A 19074-nucleotide genomic window follows, 5' to 3' on the forward strand; every position below is an offset into this window, starting at 1 on the left:
CGGTACCAGCCCGGTGGCTCCCCGCAGAGGTGTCAGGCCGCAGCCGTCGCGCGGCCCCGCTCGACCTGCCAGAGCGCAGGCACCGCCGCGCCGGCCGCCGGCGTCGCCGCCTGGTCCCGGTCGGCGACCGCGAGGGCCCGGCCGAGCGGGGTGGCCCGGGTGAACTGCTCCTCCTGCCGCCGGATCCGCCGGACCCGCTCCACCACCTGGTCGGTCAGGCCGCGCCGGGGTGCGGCGAGCACCGCGCGCAGGGCGTCGAGCAGCTGCTCGGCCCGGGTCTCCGGGCGCCAGCACAGCACGTCCGCCTGCTGGTCGGCATTGCTGATCGTGGTGCGTCCCAGCAGCGGCAGCCCGATCCGGCGCCCGGCCTCGACCAACGGACCGGCGTCGGCCAACAGGGCGTGCGGGTCAGGGTGGTGGTCGGCGCGGGAGCGGATCAGGGTGAGTGCGACCAGCCCGTCCAGCTCCGGCACGCACAGGACGTCGGTGGCCGCCGGGGCGATCGGGACGGCCGCGGGCCGGGCGCCGAGGCGGGGGCTGGACTCCGGGAGCGCGGCGGCGATCAGGTCGGTCACGGCGGTCAGCGCGGCGGGCGGCCCGGCCAGGCAGAGGACGGCGTTCGTCGGGCGGTACCGGTCGGCGACCAGGGCGGTGACCTGATCGGCCGTGACCGCACCGATCGAGGCGAGGGTGGTGCGCCCGATGGCGTCCATGCCCGGTTCCGTGGCGGCGGCTGCCGCGAACAGCGGGCCGGCCCGCAGCAGGGGGTTGATGTCCATCCGCCGGGTCTCCAGGCAGACCGCCTGCCGCTCCGCCTCGAGCACCGCCGCCGGAGCCTGCCGGTCCGTGCCGGAGCAGAGGATGCCCACCAGGCGGCGGATCATCGCCGGGACCGCTTCGGGCGGCCCGATGGCCTGGAAGTAGGTGCGGGCGATGTCGGTCCGGGCGAAGACCGGGACCGCGGCGCGGTCGACTTCGGCCTCCGCCACCACCCTGAGGTGCTCGGCCAGGTGCGCGGCCCCGGCCGGGCCCGGCGCGTCGTCGCGGGAGCCGCAGCGCACCGTGAGGCACGCGGCCACCGAGTGGGCGCCGGGCATCGGGGCCAGGCGCACGGTCAGGCCCCGCAGCACCTGCTCGGTCGGGATGTGCGGGGTTCGCGCTGCCCGCAGCGGCTGCGTCGGCGACAGGGTCACAAGGTCTCCAACAGGGCTTCGAGAGACGTCAGCTGGTGTGTGGTCGGGGCACCGACGACGGCGATGGCGGGCGGGCGGCAGGTGGGTTCGAGCACCGGTAGCTGCTGGAACTCCCCGATGGCCCGGGCGATCCCGGCCAGCGAGGGTTCGCCGCGCCGGGCCCGGGCCGCCTCGTCCACCGGGCCGAAGGGATCGTCCAGTGCCGCCAGCAGCCGGGCCCGGCACCGGCCGCGCGCGGCCGCCGTCTCCGCCGCCCCGGCTGCCCCGACCGTGCCGCGCACGGCCGCGTGCAGCGTGTCCAGCAGCACCCGGACGGCGTGCGCGAGGTCTTCCGCGGCCACCGAGGCGGTCGCGCCCAGGCTGTATCCGCCGTGCGTGGACCACTGCCCGGGGGAGAAGCCGTAGGCCAGCGGCCGGTCCGCCCGCAGCGCCCGGTAGAGCCGGCCTTCGGAGCCGGTTCCCAGGACCTCGACGAGCAGCTCCAGCGCACCCGGCGGGGCGTACTCCACCGGGATCCGCACCGCGACCCGCGCCACTCCCGGCGGCCCCGCGACGACCCGCAGCCCGCCCTGCCAGCCGGACCGCCGCGGCCGGGCGCCGGGGCCGGCCGGCCGTGCGGCGCCGTCGTCCTGCGGCCGGTGCACCTCGACGTCGCTCAGCGCCCGCTCGGCCGCGGCGAGGAGGACCGGGCGGGTCAGCCGCGCGATGCTCTCCTCGGTTCCCAGCGGGTCGGGGCGCACCACGCCCCAGGCCGCCTCGTCCCAGGACCGGCTGAGCCGCAGCAGCACGTCGGCCGCCCGCTTGGTCGCCAACGCGCGCTGCTGGGCGGCGAGTTCGAGCACGAGATCACTGGAGGGCGGCTGCCAGCCAAGGGTCAGCGCAGCCACCGCGTCCTCGGCGTCACCGTCAGCGGACCAGTACCCGAAGGACGAGCGGTCCTCGTCCAACCCGTGCCGGGTGCGAAAGCCCCGGTCGGCCGCGAGCCGGGCGGCGCCGCCGCAGCGGCTGTCGGACAGCGTCCGGGCCAGCAGCGCCGCCAGCCCCCGGTGCTCGGCGGGGTCGTCCCCGAAACCCTGGCGCAGATCGACGGTGACGGCACCGGGCAGACCGTGCTGCGCCTGCGTCTGCGTCTGCGTCTGTGCCTGTGCCTGCGTCTGTGCCTGCGCGGTGCGGTGGGTCGTGGCCGTGGTCATCGCCGGCTCCGTTCGGTCGGTGCCGGGTGGCCGGCCGGGCGCGCCGCGGCCTCGGCCCGGTAGGCCAGCAGGGCGGTGGGGACGGCGGCGGCCGTGGCGGCCAGACCGCCGAGCAGGATGACGGTCGAGCTGCTCCACCGCTCGCTGAGGCCGGCGCCGACCGCGAAGGCCACCAGCTGCCAGAGCGCGTTCCAGGTCCGGCGGGTGGCCAGCACCCGCCCGCGCACGCCGTCCGCCGGCCGCTGCTGGCAGAGCAGCACCGGCCCGAGCCCGTAGACGAAGGAGTGGACACTGACCAGCAACCCGGCCAGGGCGGCGCACAGGGCGACCGCCGGGTGCCCGGTCAGCAGGACGACCAGGCCGGCCACCGGCAGCGCGCTCGCGGCGCCCGCCAGCAGCAGGGCCGTCGAGGACACGGTCCGGCGCAGCCGGCTCAGCACCAGCGTCACCGCGATCCAGCCGATGCCGCCGCCCATGCCGAACATGCCCGCGCTGTGCGCGCCGCCCCGCCGCGCCAGGTCCAGGGCCAGCAGCTCGGTCACCGCGCCGAAGAGCAGGTAGATGGTGCCCTCGGAGAGCACGGCGAAGCGCAGCACCGGGTCCGAGAGGAGTGCCGAGACACCCTGCCGGATGGCCTGCAGCGGATAGGCCGGCACCAGGGCGCTGGGCGGGCAGGCCGGGATCGGTGCCATGCAGAGCGCCGCGACCACGAAGGTCGCGGCGTTGGCCACCAGTACCCACTGGATGCCGGCCGAGGCGAGCAGCGCCGTGCCGAGCAGCGGACCGACCACCATCGAGGCACCCGTGGTGGCGTCGAGCAGCGCGTTCGCGGTCAGCAGCCGACCGGCGGGGATCGCATCGGGCACCACACTGGCCAGCGCCGGCACCCGGACGGCGGCCAGCACCTGCAGCAGGCCCAGCAGGGCGTACAGCACGACGATGTGCCGGCCGGGGACGGCGGCCGTCATCCCCGCGACCACCAGCGCCGACGCGAGATCGGTGACCACCACGACCTTGCGGCGTTCGAACCGGTCCGCGATCACACCGGCGAAGGGCGAGATCACCAGCTTGGGCAGGGTGAAGATGACGAACGCGACGATGCCCGCGAGCGCCGATCCGGTGGTGCCCTGGATCCACAGCGGCAGGGCGAGGAACTGCATGTAGCCGCCGAGCGCCGACAGTCCGCGCCCGCCCCACAGGGTCCAGAAGACCGTGCCGAGCCCCTGGCGCTGCTCGGCCGCCGCGCGCACCTGGTCGCCCTGGTCGACCGGGGCGGTCGGCGCCGGACGGGTGATGGTGCGCGTCATGCGGCTCGCTCCTGCCGGTCGAGCGCGGCAATCGCCCGCTGGGCCTTGGTCATCCGGTCACGCGGCAGACCGAGCCAGTCGTCGATGTCCTGCGCCAGCCGGGCCAGTGCCCACAACGCGGCCGGGGCCGAGGAGTTGACCTCGATCTCGACACACGTGTAGTCGGACACCGGAGTGGACGCGGCGTCGAGGTCCCGGAAGGTGACGCGGTCCAGGCTGTAGGCGACCTCGACCCCCTCCGGGGTGCGGCCGAGCCGTTTGTGGCGGTGCTGGGTCGCCGAGCCGACCGGGCGCAGCGGCCCGCTGGTGAGCCCGCACCGGCGGGCGTGCCCGATCGGCAGCCGGCCCGAGTCGTTCATCGCGGCGGGGACCTCGGCGGGAGTCAGCCGCTCGCCGAGTTCGAGGCCGTCGCGCCAGCCGCGCCACTGCACGGACTGCTTGAAGGTCAACCAGCAGACCCCGGACGCGGGGCCCGAGTTGACCACCACGGAGAGGGAGTGGCCGGCCCGGGTGAGCGCGTGCCGCTCGTCGTCCAGGTAGATGGCCGACTGGACGAACTCCAGCGGCCGGCGGACGGGGGTGAGAGACCGCAGCGGCCCGGAGTCGAAGAACGACTGCGGGCCGTCCGGCAGGTCCGGGGAGATCTGCCACTTGGTCTCGTGCTCCACCCCCACCGTCGTGGCCGACAGGTCGGTCGGAGTGTCCCCGGCGAGGTCCGGGGGGCCGGTCCGGGACCGGCGCGCTGTTGTCGTCGTCATGGGGTGTGACTTCCTGGGAGGACTCGCGCGCCGGCCGGGCGGCGGCGCTACGAGGCGGGCATGGTGAAGACGTCGATGTCCGCGTCGTCGGTGATGGCGAAGACCTCGCGGATCACCGAGCGGAAAACGGCGCCGGACTGCGGCGGCGGCCGGAAATGGCCTGACTTCAGGTTCCCCACGACGACCGGCGAACCGGGGGTGCCGAGGAGCACCATCTCCCCGGCGGCCCGCACCCGCAGCCGCTCCGGCACCAGCATCGGATGCACGATGCGCGGACCCGGGACCGGCCGGTCCAGTGCCCGGCCGAAGACGAGCTCGGCGAGGGTGAAGGGCTCGGGCCAGACCCGCAGGCTGCCGAGGTCGTCGATGGCGTAGATGTACGAGACGGCCGTGCTCAGCTCGGCGAAGGCCTCCGCCGCGGATCGGATCGTCCGGGCGCTGCGACCGGTGGCGCGCAGGGCGGCCAGGTACTGACGGTCGAAGACGTCCCGGTCGTAGGCGATCAGCGGCGGGTCGGCGCAGAGCAGCACGTGATGCGGCCGGGCCGTGTCACGCAGGCCGCTGTCGTCGAAGCGCGACTGGATGTCGGCGGCCAGTTCCCGCACCCGCCGTGCCGCCACCGGGCAGTCCCGGTCCTGCGCCAGCACCGCGCGCAGCGAGACCAGTTCCTCGTAGAGGAGGAAGACGACGGCCTGGGAGGTCGGACCGTAGCGAGCGGCAGTCGCCTCCCGGATCTCCGCGTACCGCGTGATGAGCGGATGTTGCGCCGGCAAAAGAGTCATCAGAGCTCCTGTCGGCCCGGGGGCCGGCGCCGTGTGCGCCGGCCCCGAAGGCTGCTGCTGGTCAGCCGAGCTCGCCGTGCTCGCCGGGGGAGGAGAGGGCCTGGGTCATCGAGAGGGCCTCGGCGCCGGTCTCGGTGGCGTCGATGGCGCGCAGGTTCTCGACGATGGTCTCGACGCGGAGCAGCTCGTTGGTGGTGATGTCGCTCATCGGTTTCTCCTTGCTCGGGGTGTGGTGGTGGTGCGAGGGGGTGTGGCTGGGCGGTGTGGCTGCTGGTCAGCCGAGCTCGCCGTGCTCGCCGGGGGAGGAGAGGGCCTGGGTCATCGAGAGGGCCTCGGCGCCGGTCTCGGTGGCGTCGATGGCGCGCAGGTTCTCGACGATGGTCTCGACGCGGAGCAGCTCGTTGGTGGTGATGTCGCTCATCGGTTTCTCCTTGCTCGGGGTGTGGTGGTGGTGCGAGGGGGTGTGGCTGGGCGGTGTGGCTGCTGGTCAGCCGATCTCGCCGTGCTCGCCGGGGGAGGAGAGGGCCTGGGTCATCGAGAGGGCCTCGGCGCCGGTCTCGGTGGCGTCGATGGCGCGCAGGTTCTCGACGATGGTCTCGACGCGGAGCAGCTCGTTGGTGGTGATGTCGCTCATCGGTTTCTCCTTGCTCGGGGTGTGGTGGTGGTGCGAGGGGGTGTGGCTGGGCGGTGTGGCTGGGGTCAGCCGATCTCGCCGTGCTCGCCGGGGGAGGAGAGGGCCTGGGTCATCGAGAGGGCCTCGGCGCCGGTCTCGGTGGCGTCGATGGCGCGCAGGTTCTCGACGATGGTCTCGACGCGCAGCAGCTCGTTGGTGGTGATGTCGCTCATCGGTCTCTCCTTGCTCGGTGTCTTCGGTGTCTGCGTTTCGCTGACAGGAAGAACTCTGCTGGATGGCCAACTCCCTTGAAAGAAACGTCATTCAGGTACCGGAGGCCTGTGTCACGCGACCGCGTGACAGCGCGCGGCAGGCCTCGGACACGACTGAAGCCCCGCCCCGCCGTGAAGGGCGGGACGGGGCTTCGTGGACCGTGGGGAGCGGGCCGAAGGAGAGGAGCCGAAGGAGAAAAGCAGACGGCCCGTGGGCGTTCTCCGCGGCGGATGAACCGCCGTGGCGTCGGGGATGTGCCGACGAGCCCACGGGCCGGGTGACTGCTGGGGATTCGCCTGTCGCCGCTCGGCTTACAGGCAGCGGCGCTCTAGCGAGCAGCCACCTCACGCATCCTGGCGGTACTCAACTCAGGATCACCTCCTTTCAGTGTGCCGCCACGATAGGCAGACGCTCCGGCCGGAGGCAACGGATTTAGACCGACCGGCAAATGGTGGGCGGCGTCGCGACGCCCGGACTCTCTCCCCGTGGGGGTACCTCCCGGCCGAAGGCTGGGGGACTTCGGCCGGGAGGTACCCCCCTCGTCGGCACCGCCCAGACTCGGCCCGGACGCCGCTCCTTCCTCCACCCACCATTTGCCGGTCGGTCTTAGCCGGGAATTCCGGGCTGTCGGATCAGGCGCTCGCCAGGGCCTTGAGCTTGGACATGTCGATCACCTGGTCGGCCGGCGGGGCCTGCACGGTGACCGGCTGGTTGAACTCGCTGAAGGCCACCTTGTCGCCCCCGTTGGTCCCCTTCAGCGGGTACGGCGTGCCCTGGGCGGCGACCCACAGGTCGCCGCTGGTGCCGTCCGAGGACTTGATGTGGAGGGTGACCGCCGGCTGGCCGTTGACGGTGTCGGTGCCGGTCTTGGTGGCCTGGTCGCCGTCCTGGTTCACCTGGCTGGTGAGCTGCTTCAGATCGCAGGTGTCGGCCAGGTCCTTGAGGTCCGGGTCGTCCTTCGAACCGGTCAGCCAGCGGCCCTTGAAGAGCTCGGCCGCCTGGGCGCCGTGGGCACCCCCCATGGTGGTCCAGAACGTGGTGTCGGGCTGGATCCAGGTCTGCTGCGGGGTGGTCAGGATCTGGAAGCTGCCCTTGGCGCCCATCGCCATGCTGCCGGTGCAGTCGCCGGCGTTGTCCAGGGACAGGTGCGCCTCGATGGAGTCGCTGTCGTCGGTGCCGGTCATGTCGATCTTGACCGAGGTGACCGCGGCCAGCGCGTCTGCGGCGGCCTTGTCGATCTGGTTGCCGCTCATCGAGCTGAGGTCCGGGCCGGTCGGCGAGGGCGCGGCGGCGGGCGTCGACGGGGCGGCGCTGGGTGCGGCGGACGAGGAGTGGGTGACCGGCCCGGCCGAGCCCTGCGCACCGGCCCCGGCGGCGGCGTGCTTCGAAGAGCCGCCGCAAGCGGTGGCGGTGAGCGCGAGCGCGGCGCAGGTCAGGGTGATGCCGAGGTGGCGGGTGAGGCGCACAGTTCTTCTTTCGACCGGTCGGCCGCGGACTGCGGCGGAAGACGGCCAGAAGCTACACCAGAGGGTGATCGCGCGGTCGCACCGGGGGCCCGGTTTATGAGAAGACCATGAGAAAGCGGAAGGCCCGGCAGAGAGTCTCTGCCGGGCCTTCCGTGCTACTGAGTAGCGGGGACAGGATTTGAACCTGCGACCTCTGGGTTATGAGCCCAGCGAGCTACCGAGCTGCTCCACCCCGCGTCGGTGAACCAAACACTACGTGACGCTGACCGAGAAGGGAAATCGGTTATCGGCTCCAGCGGCCGGGGCGGGCCCCGGCCCAGAGCGCGAGGCCGGTCAGCGCGGCGAAGCAGGGGACCATCAGGGCCGCGTAGACCAGCAGGAAGTCGTGCGTGCCCAGGCCCGCCGCCGCGTTCCAGCCGCCGTGCAGCGCGACCGCCGCCAGCAGGCCCAGCGGGCCCGCGATCCGGGCCAGCCAGCGCCGGCGGCAGGTCAGCGCGATGGCCAGCCCCAGGCCGGTCAGCGCGGTGAAGAGCGGGTGGGCGAAGGGGGAGAGCAGTGCGCGCAGCACGAAGGTGTGCACGGTGTCGTCGTAGTCGCGCAGGCTCGGGCTCAGGCCGAGGCTGATCGAGTCCAGCCGCTGGCGCTGGTCGTCGGTGAAGGCGCGGCCCAGGTAGAGGACGTTCTCGGTGAAGGCGAAGCCGCAGGCGCTGAACCCGCCCAGGACCAGCCCGACGGCCACCGCGCGGTGCCGCAGCCGGGCCCGGGCCAGGGCCGTCGGTCCGGTGCCCGGTGCGGTCCCGGCCCCGCTCCGGCCCGCCGTCCTGCCCGCCGTCCGGCCCGCAGCCCTGCCCCGGCGGCGCAGCGGCGGGGCCATGGTGAGCAGCAGCACCGCGCCCTTGGCGCTCTCCTCGATCAGCGGGCTGGCGAACTCCGCGCCCAGCGTCTCGCCCCGGCTGCTGCCCTGGAGGGCGGTCAGGGTGTCGCTGGCCCAGCCGTTGGCCAGCATCGCGACCGTGGTGGCGGCGCAGGAGCCCCAGACCAGGCAGAGCACGATCCGGCGGTTCGGCACCCGGGCGCTCTGGTTCAGCCAGGTCAGCGCGGTCAGCACGAACGGCAGCGGCAGCACCGCCAGGCCCAGGCCCACCAGCAGGCCGGTGGTGCCGGTCTGCGCCTGCACCAGGTGGACCAGCAGCACCGCGCTCGCGGCCAGCGCCAGCACGGTGGCGGTGGGACCGGTCGAGCGCAGGAGCGACGGGCTGCTCACACCCGAAAAGCGTAGACCTTACGTGGCGTCAGATCTTGCGGAACAGCAGATCGTGCACCACGTGACCCTTGGCCAGGCCGGCCCGCTCGAACTTGGTCACCGGACGCCAGTCGGGGCGCGGCGCGTAGCCGGGCACGGTGCCGTCGGCGCGGCGCTCCTCGTCGGTCCAGGCGCTGCCGTCGCCCTCGGGGTGCAGGTTGACCAGCTCCGGGCGGGCGCCGAGCACGTCCAGCATCTGCTCGGCGTAGGGCTCCCAGTCGGTGGCGCAGTGGACCAGCGCGCCGGGCGCCAGGCGGGGCAGCACCAGGTCCAGGAAGTGCGGCTGGACCAGGCGGCGCTTGTGGTGCTTGGGCTTGGGCCACGGGTCGGCGAAGTAGACCCGCAGGCCCGCCAGGCTCGCGTCGCCCAGCATGTCGCGCAGCAGGATCACCGCGTCACCGGCCGCCAGCCGCACGTTCCGCGCGCCGCTCTGCTCCAGCATGCCCAGCAGGTTGCCGTGGCCGGGGGTGTGCACGTCGGCGGCGAGGATGCCCGTCGACGGGTCGGCGGCGGCCATCGCGGCGGTCGTCTCGCCCATCCCGAAGCCGATCTCCAGGGTGACCGGCAGCCCGCCGAAGAGCGTGGTCAGGTCGAGCGGGGTGCCGTCGATCGCCAGGCCCCACTGCTCCCAGTGCCGGTCCAGCGCACCGGCCTGGGCCGGGGTCATCCGGCCGCGGCGCGGCTGGAAGCTGCGGATCCGGTGCTCGCGGTGCTGTTCCTCGGTGGCCCGGTGCGGATACATCGGGGCGGGGTAGCCCGCGGGCGCGGCCGACAGGCGCGCGGAGGGCGACTGGGCGGGGAGCTGGGGGGAGGTGGCAGTCGAAGTCACAATGCCGTCGAGTTTACGGGGCACCCGGTTTTCCGGGGTAGCGGCCCGGACGGGCACCCGTGCCGCCCCTCACTCCTCGGCCGCCAGCGCGGCCAGCGCCCGCCGGGCCACCTCGCGGCCGATCGGCAGCGAGGCGGTGGCGGCGGGGGAGGGGGCGTTGAGCACGTGCACCAGGCGGCGGGTCGAGCCGGGGCGGTCGGGGTCGAAGCCGGCGAAGGCGAAGTCGTCCAGCAGCGTGCCGTCCCGGGCCACCGCCTGCGCCCGCACCCCGGCCGGGGCGGGCACCAGGTCGGCGGCCGTGACGGCGGGCAGCAGGCGCCGCACGGCGGTGGTGAAGGCCGGTTTGGAGAGCGAGCGGTGCAACTCGCCCAGGCCGTAGCGCCAGTGCCGGCGGGCCAGCTGCCAGGCGCCCGGGAAGCCCAGGGTGGCGGCCAGCTCGGCCGGGCGCACGGTGCGCCAGTCGTAGCCCTCGCGGGCCAGCGCCGGGACGGCGTTCGGGCCCACGTGCACGTCCCCGTGGACGCCCCGGGTCAGGTGCACGCCGAGGAACGGGAAGGCCGGGTCGGGGACGGGGTAGACCAGGCCGCGCACCAGGTCCCGCCGGTGGGCGGCGAGTTCGTAGTACTCGCCGCGGAACGGGATGATCCGCAGGCCCGGGTCGTCGCCGGCCAGCCGGGCCAGCCGGTCGCTGTGCAGGCCCGCGCAGTTGACCAGCACCGCGCAGCGCAGTTCGCCGCCGGCGGTCCGCACGGTCACCCCGTCGGCCCGCCGGTCGATGGCCAGCACCTCGGTGCCGGTGCGCAGTTCGGCGCCGCGTTCGGCGGCCAGCGCGGCGTAGGTCCGGGCCACGGCGGTGTAGTCGCAGCTGCCGGTGGTGGCGACGTGCAGACCGGCCAGGCCGACCGCCTGCGGTTCGTACTCGCTTATCTGACCTGACGTCAACTCCCGTACCGGGATGCCGTTGCGCCGCCCCCGTTCGGCGAGTGCGGCGAGCCGGGGCAGCTCCTCGGCGGCGGTGGCGACGATCAGCTTGCCGTTCACCTCGCACGGCAGCCCGTGCTCGCGGCAGAACCGCACCATCGCGGCGGCGCCCTCGGTGGCGTACCGGGCCTTGAGCGAGCCGGGGCGGTAGTACACCCCGCTGTGGATCACCCCGCTGTTGCGCCCGGTCTGGTGGGTGGCCGGCGCGCTCTCCTTCTCCAGCACCCCGACCCGCAGTCCGGGCCGCTCCCGGGTCAGCGCGAGCGCGGTGGCCAGCCCCACGATGCCGCCGCCCACCACCAGGACCTCGTGGTCGTAGGTCATCCGCCACCCTCCTCACGCCGACGCGCCCCCGTGGCCGATGGTGCCACGGGCGCGCGCTCGCCGTCAGCAGGGTCAGGCGCTCTGCTCCCACGGCCAGGCGGCGTCGGCTCCCCGTTCCAGCAGCGGGATCAGCCGGAAGGCGGCGTCGCCGAGCCCGCCGAAGGTGTGCCGGTGGGCGCCGCCGGACGGCCCGTGGCCGAAGCGGTAGCCGGCCAGGTTCCAGGTGTAGACGGGCACCCGGTCCGGCACGGCGGCCAGCGGGTCGTCACCGTGGTAGCCGTAGCCGGTCTGCTCGTCGGTGATGATCACCACCCGGTCGTGGCCCTGGTAGTGCGTGCGCACCGCCTCGGCGGTCTTGGTGCCGCCCAGGTTCTGGAAGCGCTGCAGCACGGCGAGCACCGACTCGCCGCGGTGCACCTCGACCACTCGGCTGGTGCTGCCGAACTCCACCAGGTCGGCGTCGGCGGCGCGGACCTTCAGCGCGGTGCCGAAGATCGCCGCCGAGTCGGCCCGGTTGAGGCCGCTGCGCTGGCTCGGCCGGTCGAACATCGAGACGGACCGGTCCACCAGGATCAGGGTGCGCCCGCCCAGTGCCGGGACGCCGCGCAGCGAGTGGCCGAGTGCCTTCTCCAGCGGGTAGGCCCAGCGCAGCGACGGGGCGTGCTGGTAGGCGGCCAGGTAGCGGAACGGGAACTGCCGGGAGCGGCGCACCTCGTCCGGGTCGCTCAGCTTGGCGGCCACCCGCTCGGCGACCTCGTCGCCGACCCCGGCCTCGTCGAAGTTGCGCAGGTTGCGCACCAGCGCCATCGACCCCATGGACGGGATGATCGCCTCCCAGGCCGCCGCGTCCAGCGGTCCCCGCAGCCAGCCCGCCAGTGCCTCCCAGGTCAGCCCGGCCGCCGCCAACCGCTCGGCGGCGCCCGGCCCGGTGAGCACCGCCCGGCGTTGCTCGACCGGCAGCGTCAGCAACTCGTGGTTGGCGGTGAGCAGCGCGTCGCCGGCCGGCGGGACGGCCTCGGCCGGGTGGTGGCGGCGGTCCAGCGCGTACTTGAACAGCTCGCCCTGGCCGGCCCGCTGCGGGTCCGGGCTCGGGTGGGTCAGCTCCAGCACGTCGGCGAACCGGAAGCCACGGCTCGCGGTGTCGTACTTGAGCAGCGCCTGGCTGGTGTAGAGGCGGCGCACGGCGTCCGCGACGCCGCGCTTGACCGGCTGCGGCAGGCGGTGGCCGTAGCGCGAGGTCCAGTAGGCGAGCAGCTCACCGGGCTCGTCGGGGCGGCGCAGCACGGTCTCCACGGCCTGCCGGGAGAAGCCGGGCGCCTTGGCGTCCAGCCGGGCCCGGGTGAACTCGGCCGCGCCGACCAGCGCGGCGGTGCGCATGTTCGCCTCGCCGCGCAGCCAGCGCAGCAGGCCCAGCGTCCACTGCGGGTCCGCGACGGCCAACTCGCGCACCAGCGCGGTGAAGCGGTCGTCGCGGGCGCCGCCGGACTCGTAGAAGGTCTCCTGGCCGACCAGGTTGGCGACCGAGAGGAGGAAGAGTTCCGACTTCGGCTCGCGCAGGTGACCCGTGCCGCCCTCGTGGTTGACGGCCTGCTCGCCGGTGCTGCGGACGGGCGAACGGGGCGGCGCGATGCGGTTCCTGAGGTTGAAGCGGGCCATGAGCGGGGTCCCCCTGCGGACTTGAGCGACGAGAGCGGGGCAGGGGAGGGCATGGCGAGGTGCGGGGGCCGACGCGTGTGCCGGCCCCCTGCTGCGATGCCTCCCGAGATCAAGGGCGACGGCGGGTTTGGGTGACTTCAACGCGCCCGAGGGCACTCCATCGGAAGTAACCGCCGTCCGCGCACCGGGAGGTGCGGCGTATTCACGAATAGGTGTCCAGAGATCAGAGAGCGGCTGAGGTGACAAGAACTGCTCTACCAACTGAGCTACCGCCGGACGAACCGACGACCGGGACTCGAACCCGGGACCCGTCCATTAAGGGAAGTAACCCCGACCTGCGCACCTGGACAGGGACGACTGTAGCGGCGCCCCGATCGAACCCGCATCCGAAATAGCGGTCGGCTACGCGGGCGCCGCCAGCACCACCCGGGCCCGCTCCGTCAACTCCCGTACCCGGCGCTCGCCTTGGAAAGGCTCCAGCTGGCGCAGCATCTCCAGCACGTACTCCCGGCTGCGCTGCGAGGAGATCCGGCCGGCCACCTCCACCGCCCGCTCGCCGGCCTCGACGGCGGCGTCCAGGTTGCCCGCTTCCGCCTCCGCCATCGCGGAGACCACCAGGCGCAGGCCGTGCGAGCGGACGAAGCCCTCGGTTGGCCGGGCCAGCGCCTCGCGGGTGAACTGGCGGACCTTGGCGGGCACTCCGAGGTCGCGGAAGCACTCGGCGGCGTCGGCGGCCAGGCGGTCGTAGGCGTAGAAGTCGATCCAGGCGGGATCGGGGTCGCCGGGGCGGGAGCGTTCGAGGGCGTTCTCGGCGGCGGCGAGTGCCGTCGAGGAGGCCGCCGCGTTGCCGGCCCGCGCCTGGGCCCGGGCCTCCACCAGGTGGAAGAAGCTCATCGTGCGGGTGGTGGCCAGACCCCGGTTGCGCTCCAGCGCCGCCTGGGCCAGGTCGACCGCCTCCTCGGCGAAGCCGCGGTAGCAGGCCTGCAGGCTCATCGAGGCCAGCACGTAGCCGCCGAGCGGCACGTCGGCGGCGGCTCGGGCCAGCCGCAGCGCCTGGATGTAGTAGCGCTGGGCGGCCTCGTGCTGGCCGGTGTCGAAGGCCATCCAGCCGGCCAGCCTGGTCAGTTCGGCGGTCGCGCCGAACAGCGCCCGGCCGACCGCGTCGCTGTAGGAGGCGAGCAGCAGCGGGGCCGCCTCGACCCGCAGGCACTCCGGCACCATGGACGAACGCCAGTCGCCGCCACCGTACTTGGAGTCCCAGCGGCGCGCCTCCTGGGCGGCCTCGCGCAGCTTGGCGGCGTCGGACTGGCCGACCCGGTAGACGGCCGAGCGGGGCGCGGGGAGGGGGAGGGCTGGTGCGGGGGCCTTCTCGGGCGCGGGGTTCGCGGGGTTCGCGGGAGCCGGGGCGGTCGGGGCGGTCGGGGCGGCGTTCGGCGGCTCGTCCGTGCCGCGGGCCACCGAGCTGTCGACCGGGTTGATCAGCCAGCGGGCGACCGGCGTCGAGTACGCCGCGACCGAGAAGGTCCCGGCCAGCGCGTCGCTCCACCGTCCGCCGCCGGGGCCGCGCCGCAGCTCCAGGTCGACCCGCCACAGGTCGGTGGCGGAGCGCACCGCCTCGGCCACCGCGCGCGGAAAGGCCAGGCCCAGCTCGGGCGTCGGATCGGTGTCGCCGAGCCCGATCTCCTCCAGCGGCACCGGGCGGCCCAGCTTGCCGCCGATCGCGGTGGCGATCAGGTGCGGTACCGGCCCCTGCGGCACCATGCCCTTGCTCACCCAGCGGGCCACCGAGGTCTTGTCGTAGCGCAGCGTCAGGCCGCGCTGGGCGCCGAGGTCGTTGACCCGGCGGGCCAGGCCGGCGTTGCTGATCTGAGCCTGGGTCAGCAGGGTGCCGAGACGCTCGTTCGGTCCCCGTGGACTGATGCTCATTCGACGGCACCCCCTTGTTCGGTGTTTGCCGTTCGGTGTGCTGCGGTGGTGCTGCGGTGGTGCTGCGGCCGCGGGCCGGTCGGCCCGGCGTCGGCGGTACCTAGCGTAGTCGGCCGGGTTCCCAGGGTTAAGGGGAAGCATTCCGGATGGCGGGATCGCATAGGGGCATCGGGGCGCGGTTCGTTGCCGCCGGGGCGGTCGCGGGGTGGTGCGGGGGCGGGCCGGGCGTTGTTCTCGGGGTTCGTCCGGGGCGACCGGTGCCCGGCGGCCCATGGGGAGGGGCGTGCTCCGGTCCTGTGTTGACGTGCGCCCACCTGTGCCCCCTGGCTCGAGCGGCTGCCCAGCAGTTCGCTAGGGGCTGTGGGTCGGCCCGCCGTCGAGGACCCGGCGGGCCGGGGGATGCCGCTGCCTCAGTTCCCCGCGGGTGGTGGCCGAGGTCCGGGAGGGCATGCGGATGCCCTCCCGGGCTTGCGACACTTTTTGGCCATCTGGGCATGACCATGGCGTAATCGGGGAGTCGGCGCGGGGCGGGTCGGCCGGTGTCGATGTGCACAGGTGTGCCTCGCGTGCCCTGTGTGCGTGGTGAGCAAGGCGAGCGGGGGTTGGCCCGACCGGTGCGCTGCGGACCGGCCGTGCACTCGGGGCCGGGTGCGCGGCCCGGGGTGCGCGGTCCGGCCGGTCGCTGCCGGACCTGCTCGCCTCGGTGCGGGCGCCGCGAATCGGACGCGCGGCGCCCGCGCCGGTCCGCCCGCCGTCCGCACTGGTCCGCCCGCCGGTCGGTTCGCCGTCCCCACGGGCCGTCCAGTACGGACGGTGCGTCAGATGCCGCCCGGCCGGCCGCCGGACGCCGTCCCTCCAGCGGCCGGCCGGGCACCAGCGACTCGGGAGGCCCGGCCCGCGCGGCACTCCACGTCCGGGCCGGCCGCAGTGCCCAGAATGCCCGAAATCGCCCGTAGCTCCCCAGAATCACCCGACCTTCACCCGCGGACCCCGGGCGCCTCCGCAGTGGCACCATGTCCCTTGGCTCGCCCGCGGCCGGCTCCTGACCGCCCGCCGCGCGCGAGCGCAGGGACGTCCACACCTGGTGGAGGCGCGATGCGGTGGCTGGCCGGCTGGAGCGGCACCGTGTCCAGCGCCCGGATCCCGGTCGCCCGCCGCCCGTCTGACGCCCGATCGGCCCCGGCGCCCACCGTCCAGGACGCGCTCGGCGCACTCGCCGCCGTGCGCCCCCTGGCCGCCACCGCGCTGTGGACCGGCCCCGACCCGCTCTGGGCGGTCGGCGACTGGCGCGCCGAGGAGATCCGGCAGGCCGTCCTGCTCCCCAACACCCGCCACCCCACCGTCAGCACCGGTCCGCTGCCCGCCGACCTGACCCAGGACACCGAGGCCGTGGTCCGCCTGCTGGTGCTCGGCCACTGCGGCGCCGCCGACCACGAGTTGGCCGCCGGACTGGCCGCCGCCCGGGGCGGCGCGGTGCGCCACCTGACCGGCTGGCCCGGCAGCTACACCGTGGTGCTGCGGGTCGGTACCCGCAACACCCTGCTGCTCACCGACCTGGCCGGCCTGCAACCCGTCTTCCACACCCCCTGGTGCGGCGGCACCGCCTACGCCACCGCCGCCCTGCCGCTGGCCGACCTGATCGGCGCGCCGGTCGACACCGGCCACCTGGCCGCCACCCTCGCCTGTCCCGAGTCCCCCGAGGCGCTCGGCACCGGCACCCCGTACGTGGGGGTGCACCGGGTCCCACCGGGCCACACGCTCGCCATCCGGGGTGGCCGCCCGCACCTGACCGACTACGACGACGAGGGCAGCCCCGGCGGCGTTCCCGGTCAGGGCGGCGGCGAGGCCCCGGCGGTCCGGGAGCTGACCCGGACGCTGCTGGAAGCCGTCCGCTCCCGGGTCCGCAACGCGCCCGCCACGGCCGGCCCCGGGCCGCGGCGCCCCCGGATCGGCGCCGACCTCTCCTACGGGACCGCCTCCACCGCCCTGGCCCTGCTCGCCGCCGCCGTCCCGATCGGTCCTGGCCCGGCACCGGCTCAGGCACCCGGATCCGGTCTCTCGGCCGAGCTCCTGCCGCGCAACGGTGCCACCAAGGGCTCCTGGACCCGCCCCGACCCGGCAAGCGAGCCGCCGGAGCCCGAACTCCTCGCCGCCGTCACTGTCCGGGAGTCCCCGCGCACCACCCCCGAGACCCCGCTGGACGTCGGCCGCCCCCGACTGCGGCACACCGTGCTGGCCGCCACCCCGTTGAGCCTGCCCTACGCCGATCTGGCGGGCGGGGCGCTCACCGACGAGCCCGGCCGGGCCCTGGTCACCGTCCCCGGCACCGTTGTCCGGCTCAGCGCGGGCGGCGCCGACCACCTGACCGGCCACGGCGCCCGCCAGGTGCTGGACGGCCATCCGGCCCGGCTCGCCGACCTGATCCGGGAGGGCCGCCAGCGGGAACTGCTGCCGCCGGTCGCTGCCCTGGCCGGCGTGGACCGCGCGCTCGCGGGCACCCTGACCGGCACCGTGCGCACCCCGGTCACCGTGCTGCGCGCGGCCCGCCGCCTGGCCCGGGGCGGCTACGCCGAGGCGCTGGACGACGCGGCCGTGCAGCTGACGGCCCGTCGGGACTCGGTGCGCCCGAGCGCGCGCCCCGGCGTGCGGTTCACCGCCGGGGCGTACTCGGTGGCCGACCTGGCCTGGTGCGTGCCGGGCCCGGCCGCGCGCTTCCTCTCCGACGACGCGCTCTCGGCGGTCGCCCTGCGCCTGCGGCTCGCGGCCCGTGGCCCCGCGCCCGAGCTGCACCCCGGCGTCCGCCGCGCCCGGCTGGCGCTGCACCACCACGCCGGCGCGTTCCGCACCCTGGTGCACGCCGCCGAACAGTACGGCCAGCGCGTGCACGCCCCCTTCTTCGACAACCGGGTGATCCGCGCCGCCCGCCTCCTCCCCGCCGACCTGCGCCTGCAGCCCGGCGCCCGGCACGCCCTGCTGCGCGCCGTCCTGGCCGGCGCCGGCCGCTCGGACCTCCCCGCCGACTGGGGCCGCGCCCCCCGCCCGGACCGCGCCGAAGCCGCCCGGGCCGGCCTGCGCGCCGCCGCCGACCAACTGGCCGAGCTGTTCCACGAACCCCTGCTGGCCGAAGCCGGCCTGATCGACCTGCCCGTCGTCCGCCGCGCCCTGCGCACCGCCGCCGACCCCTACGCCGACCTGCCGCCGGGCGCCCTGGACGGCCTGGCCGACCTGGTCGCGGTGGAACTCTGGCTGCGCCGCTTCGAGTCCCGCCGCCACGGCTCCTGCTGGAGCGGCCTGCCCCTGCCCCAACGCCAGGCGGTGGCGGCAGCGCGGTTCGGCTGAGCCTGCGCGGGATCCACCGGTTCTGGACGGATCATGACCTGACTGCCCCTCACTCCGCTGGAGACCCCGCAGGTGACCACCACCGAGCCCCACCCCCTGCCCGTCACCACCACCCCACCCGGCCCCCCACTCCCCCCGGGCATCCTGGCCGCCTGCGACGGCTCCGACGGCTCCCTCTGGGCCCTGCACCGCGCCATGTCCGAGGCCGAGCGCTACGCCCTGCCGCTCTACGTCCTCGGCGTGGTCAACCCGTCCCCCGGCGGCTACCCCCCGGGCATGGCCGAGCTGGTCCAGGAGAGCATCGAACGGTTGAGCAGCAGCATGGCCGACGGCCTGCGGCGCGCGGTCTCGACGGTGGAGCGGGCCCGGCGCGCGCCGTTCGCCGGCGAGCGCCTGTCGCTGCACGTGGCGCTCGGGCAGGTGGTGGAGGTGCTCCTGGCGGCGACGGTGGGGCAGCACACCCTGGTGATCGGTACCCGGGGGAACGGGGGCTTCTCGCGGCTGCTGCTGGGGTCGGTGAGCACGGCGGCGGTGCACCACGCGGCGTGCCCGGTGCTGGTGGTGCCGGCGCCGGTGGCGGGAGCGGGGGGATGAGGGGGCGGCGGAGTGACGCCTCGTCTCCTGGCTGTCAGAAGATATCGATGCTCACGATGTCGCCCCCGCCCGGCCAGTCGCCGCGGCTGCCGCCAGGAGACATCACCGTCACCGAGAATCGTGGATCCGAGGATCGGAAGGCGACAGTGTCCCCTTGTGCAACAATTTTCATGTCCGCCAGACGGTAGTGTTCGGAAAGGATTTTCTGGACACTTCCCCAGGTTGTGTATCTGGCGAGCGCGATATTGTGGGCAGCTCTCCACTCATCGATCAGATCCTGCTGCTGCGCCAGCCGGTGGACCTCGATCAGGATGCTGTTGCAGGCCCAGTCTGGGTGACTGCCAAAGGACAGTTCAATCAATCCGTAGTCACGCCTGAGATAGCCGGTGCCCGTTTCGTCGACCTCCTCCGCGAACGGAATACGGAGAGCTTGGTCAACGTCGCGGAGGCTGCTGCCGAGTCGAATGCCGACGATGGTCCCGGTGGCAATCGCTTCTGCCAGAAAGCTTTCCGTATCCATCATCCCAGGGTCATCGC

18 protein-coding genes and 1 tRNA gene are annotated in these 19074 nt (G+C 74.5%); 2 read left to right on the plus strand and 17 right to left on the minus strand.

Going from position 1 to position 19074, the window contains the following annotated elements:
• Nucleotides 1-32: 32 nt before the first annotated feature.
• From OG403_RS20295 to OG403_RS20370, 16 genes are all read right to left on the minus strand, one after another.
• Complete coding sequence (locus tag OG403_RS20295) at nt 33-1193, minus strand: hypothetical protein (protein ID WP_329566397.1); 1161 nt, start codon at nt 1191-1193, stop codon at nt 33-35.
• On the minus strand, nt 1190-2386 hold the full coding sequence (locus OG403_RS20300) for an insulinase family protein (protein ID WP_329566400.1): 1197 nt from the start codon (nt 2384-2386) through the stop codon (nt 1190-1192). The genes OG403_RS20295 and OG403_RS20300 overlap by 4 nt, the downstream gene beginning before the upstream one ends.
• Nucleotides 2383-3693, minus strand: coding sequence for an MFS transporter (locus OG403_RS20305; protein ID WP_329566402.1), 1311 nt, complete (start codon nt 3691-3693; stop codon nt 2383-2385). The genes OG403_RS20300 and OG403_RS20305 overlap by 4 nt, the downstream gene beginning before the upstream one ends.
• On the minus strand, nt 3690-4451 hold the full coding sequence (locus tag OG403_RS20310) for a hypothetical protein (protein WP_329566404.1): 762 nt from the start codon (nt 4449-4451) through the stop codon (nt 3690-3692). Before OG403_RS20310 ends, OG403_RS20305 begins: the two co-directional genes overlap by 4 nt.
• A 47-nt stretch (nt 4452-4498) precedes the next feature.
• Nucleotides 4499-5233, minus strand: a complete 735-nt coding sequence (locus OG403_RS20315; RefSeq protein ID WP_329566406.1) for a hypothetical protein — start codon at nt 5231-5233, stop codon at nt 4499-4501.
• A 61-nt stretch (nt 5234-5294) separates the two neighbouring features.
• Nucleotides 5295-5441 carry a hypothetical protein gene (locus OG403_RS20320; RefSeq protein WP_329566408.1) on the minus strand — a complete coding sequence of 49 codons (147 nt, stop codon included), beginning with the start codon at nt 5439-5441 and terminating at the stop codon, nt 5295-5297.
• A 66-nt stretch (nt 5442-5507) separates the two neighbouring features.
• Nucleotides 5508-5654: a hypothetical protein gene (locus tag OG403_RS20325; protein WP_329566408.1), complete on the minus strand. Its 147-nt coding sequence runs from the start codon at nt 5652-5654 to the stop codon at nt 5508-5510.
• Nucleotides 5655-5720: 66 nt separating this feature from the next.
• Nucleotides 5721-5867, minus strand: a complete 147-nt coding sequence (locus OG403_RS20330) for a hypothetical protein (RefSeq protein ID WP_329566409.1) — start codon at nt 5865-5867, stop codon at nt 5721-5723.
• A gap of 65 nt (nt 5868-5932) precedes the next feature.
• Nucleotides 5933-6079 carry a hypothetical protein gene (locus OG403_RS20335; protein ID WP_329566409.1) on the minus strand — a complete coding sequence of 49 codons (147 nt, stop codon included), beginning with the start codon at nt 6077-6079 and terminating at the stop codon, nt 5933-5935.
• A 672-nt stretch (nt 6080-6751) separates the two neighbouring features.
• Nucleotides 6752-7585, minus strand: coding sequence for a hypothetical protein (locus OG403_RS20340; protein WP_329566411.1), 834 nt, complete (start codon nt 7583-7585; stop codon nt 6752-6754).
• Nucleotides 7586-7748: 163 nt separating this feature from the next.
• Nucleotides 7749-7822: transfer RNA gene (locus tag OG403_RS20345), tRNA-Met, on the minus strand.
• 46 nt (nt 7823-7868) lie between these two features.
• Nucleotides 7869-8849, minus strand: a complete 981-nt coding sequence (locus OG403_RS20350) for a PrsW family intramembrane metalloprotease (RefSeq protein WP_329566413.1) — start codon at nt 8847-8849, stop codon at nt 7869-7871.
• 28 nt (nt 8850-8877) lie between these two features.
• A complete protein-coding gene (trmB, locus tag OG403_RS20355) occupies nt 8878-9717 on the minus strand; it encodes a tRNA (guanosine(46)-N7)-methyltransferase TrmB (protein WP_329566415.1) in 840 nt (279 codons plus the stop codon).
• A 69-nt stretch (nt 9718-9786) separates the two neighbouring features.
• Nucleotides 9787-11022 (minus strand): L-2-hydroxyglutarate oxidase, encoded by a 1236-nt coding sequence (gene lhgO / locus OG403_RS20360; protein WP_329566417.1) that lies wholly within the window; start codon nt 11020-11022, stop codon nt 9787-9789.
• A gap of 72 nt (nt 11023-11094) precedes the next feature.
• Nucleotides 11095-12678 carry a TROVE domain-containing protein gene (locus OG403_RS20365; protein WP_329566419.1) on the minus strand — a complete coding sequence of 528 codons (1584 nt, stop codon included), beginning with the start codon at nt 12676-12678 and terminating at the stop codon, nt 11095-11097.
• Between the two features lie 402 nt (nt 12679-13080).
• Nucleotides 13081-14604, minus strand: coding sequence for an MFS transporter (locus tag OG403_RS20370; RefSeq protein WP_329566421.1), 1524 nt, complete (start codon nt 14602-14604; stop codon nt 13081-13083).
• A 1095-nt stretch (nt 14605-15699) separates the two neighbouring features.
• Here OG403_RS20370 and OG403_RS20375 point away from each other — a divergent pair.
• Both OG403_RS20375 and OG403_RS20380 read left to right on the plus strand, forming a co-directional pair.
• Nucleotides 15700-17943, plus strand: coding sequence for an asparagine synthase-related protein (locus OG403_RS20375; protein ID WP_329566423.1), 2244 nt, complete (start codon nt 15700-15702; stop codon nt 17941-17943).
• A gap of 72 nt (nt 17944-18015) precedes the next feature.
• Nucleotides 18016-18537 carry a universal stress protein gene (locus tag OG403_RS20380; RefSeq protein WP_329566426.1) on the plus strand — a complete coding sequence of 174 codons (522 nt, stop codon included), beginning with the start codon at nt 18016-18018 and terminating at the stop codon, nt 18535-18537.
• Between the two features lie 34 nt (nt 18538-18571).
• Here OG403_RS20380 and OG403_RS20385 read toward each other — a convergent pair whose 3' ends face one another.
• Entirely contained in the window at nt 18572-19060 is a 489-nt protein-coding gene (locus tag OG403_RS20385; protein ID WP_329566428.1) for a hypothetical protein, read from the minus strand.
• Nucleotides 19061-19074: the final 14 nt, after the last annotated feature.

Origin of the sequence: Kitasatospora sp. NBC_01266, from assembly GCF_036242395.1 — a bacterium.
GTDB lineage: Bacteria > Actinomycetota > Actinomycetes > Streptomycetales > Streptomycetaceae > Kitasatospora.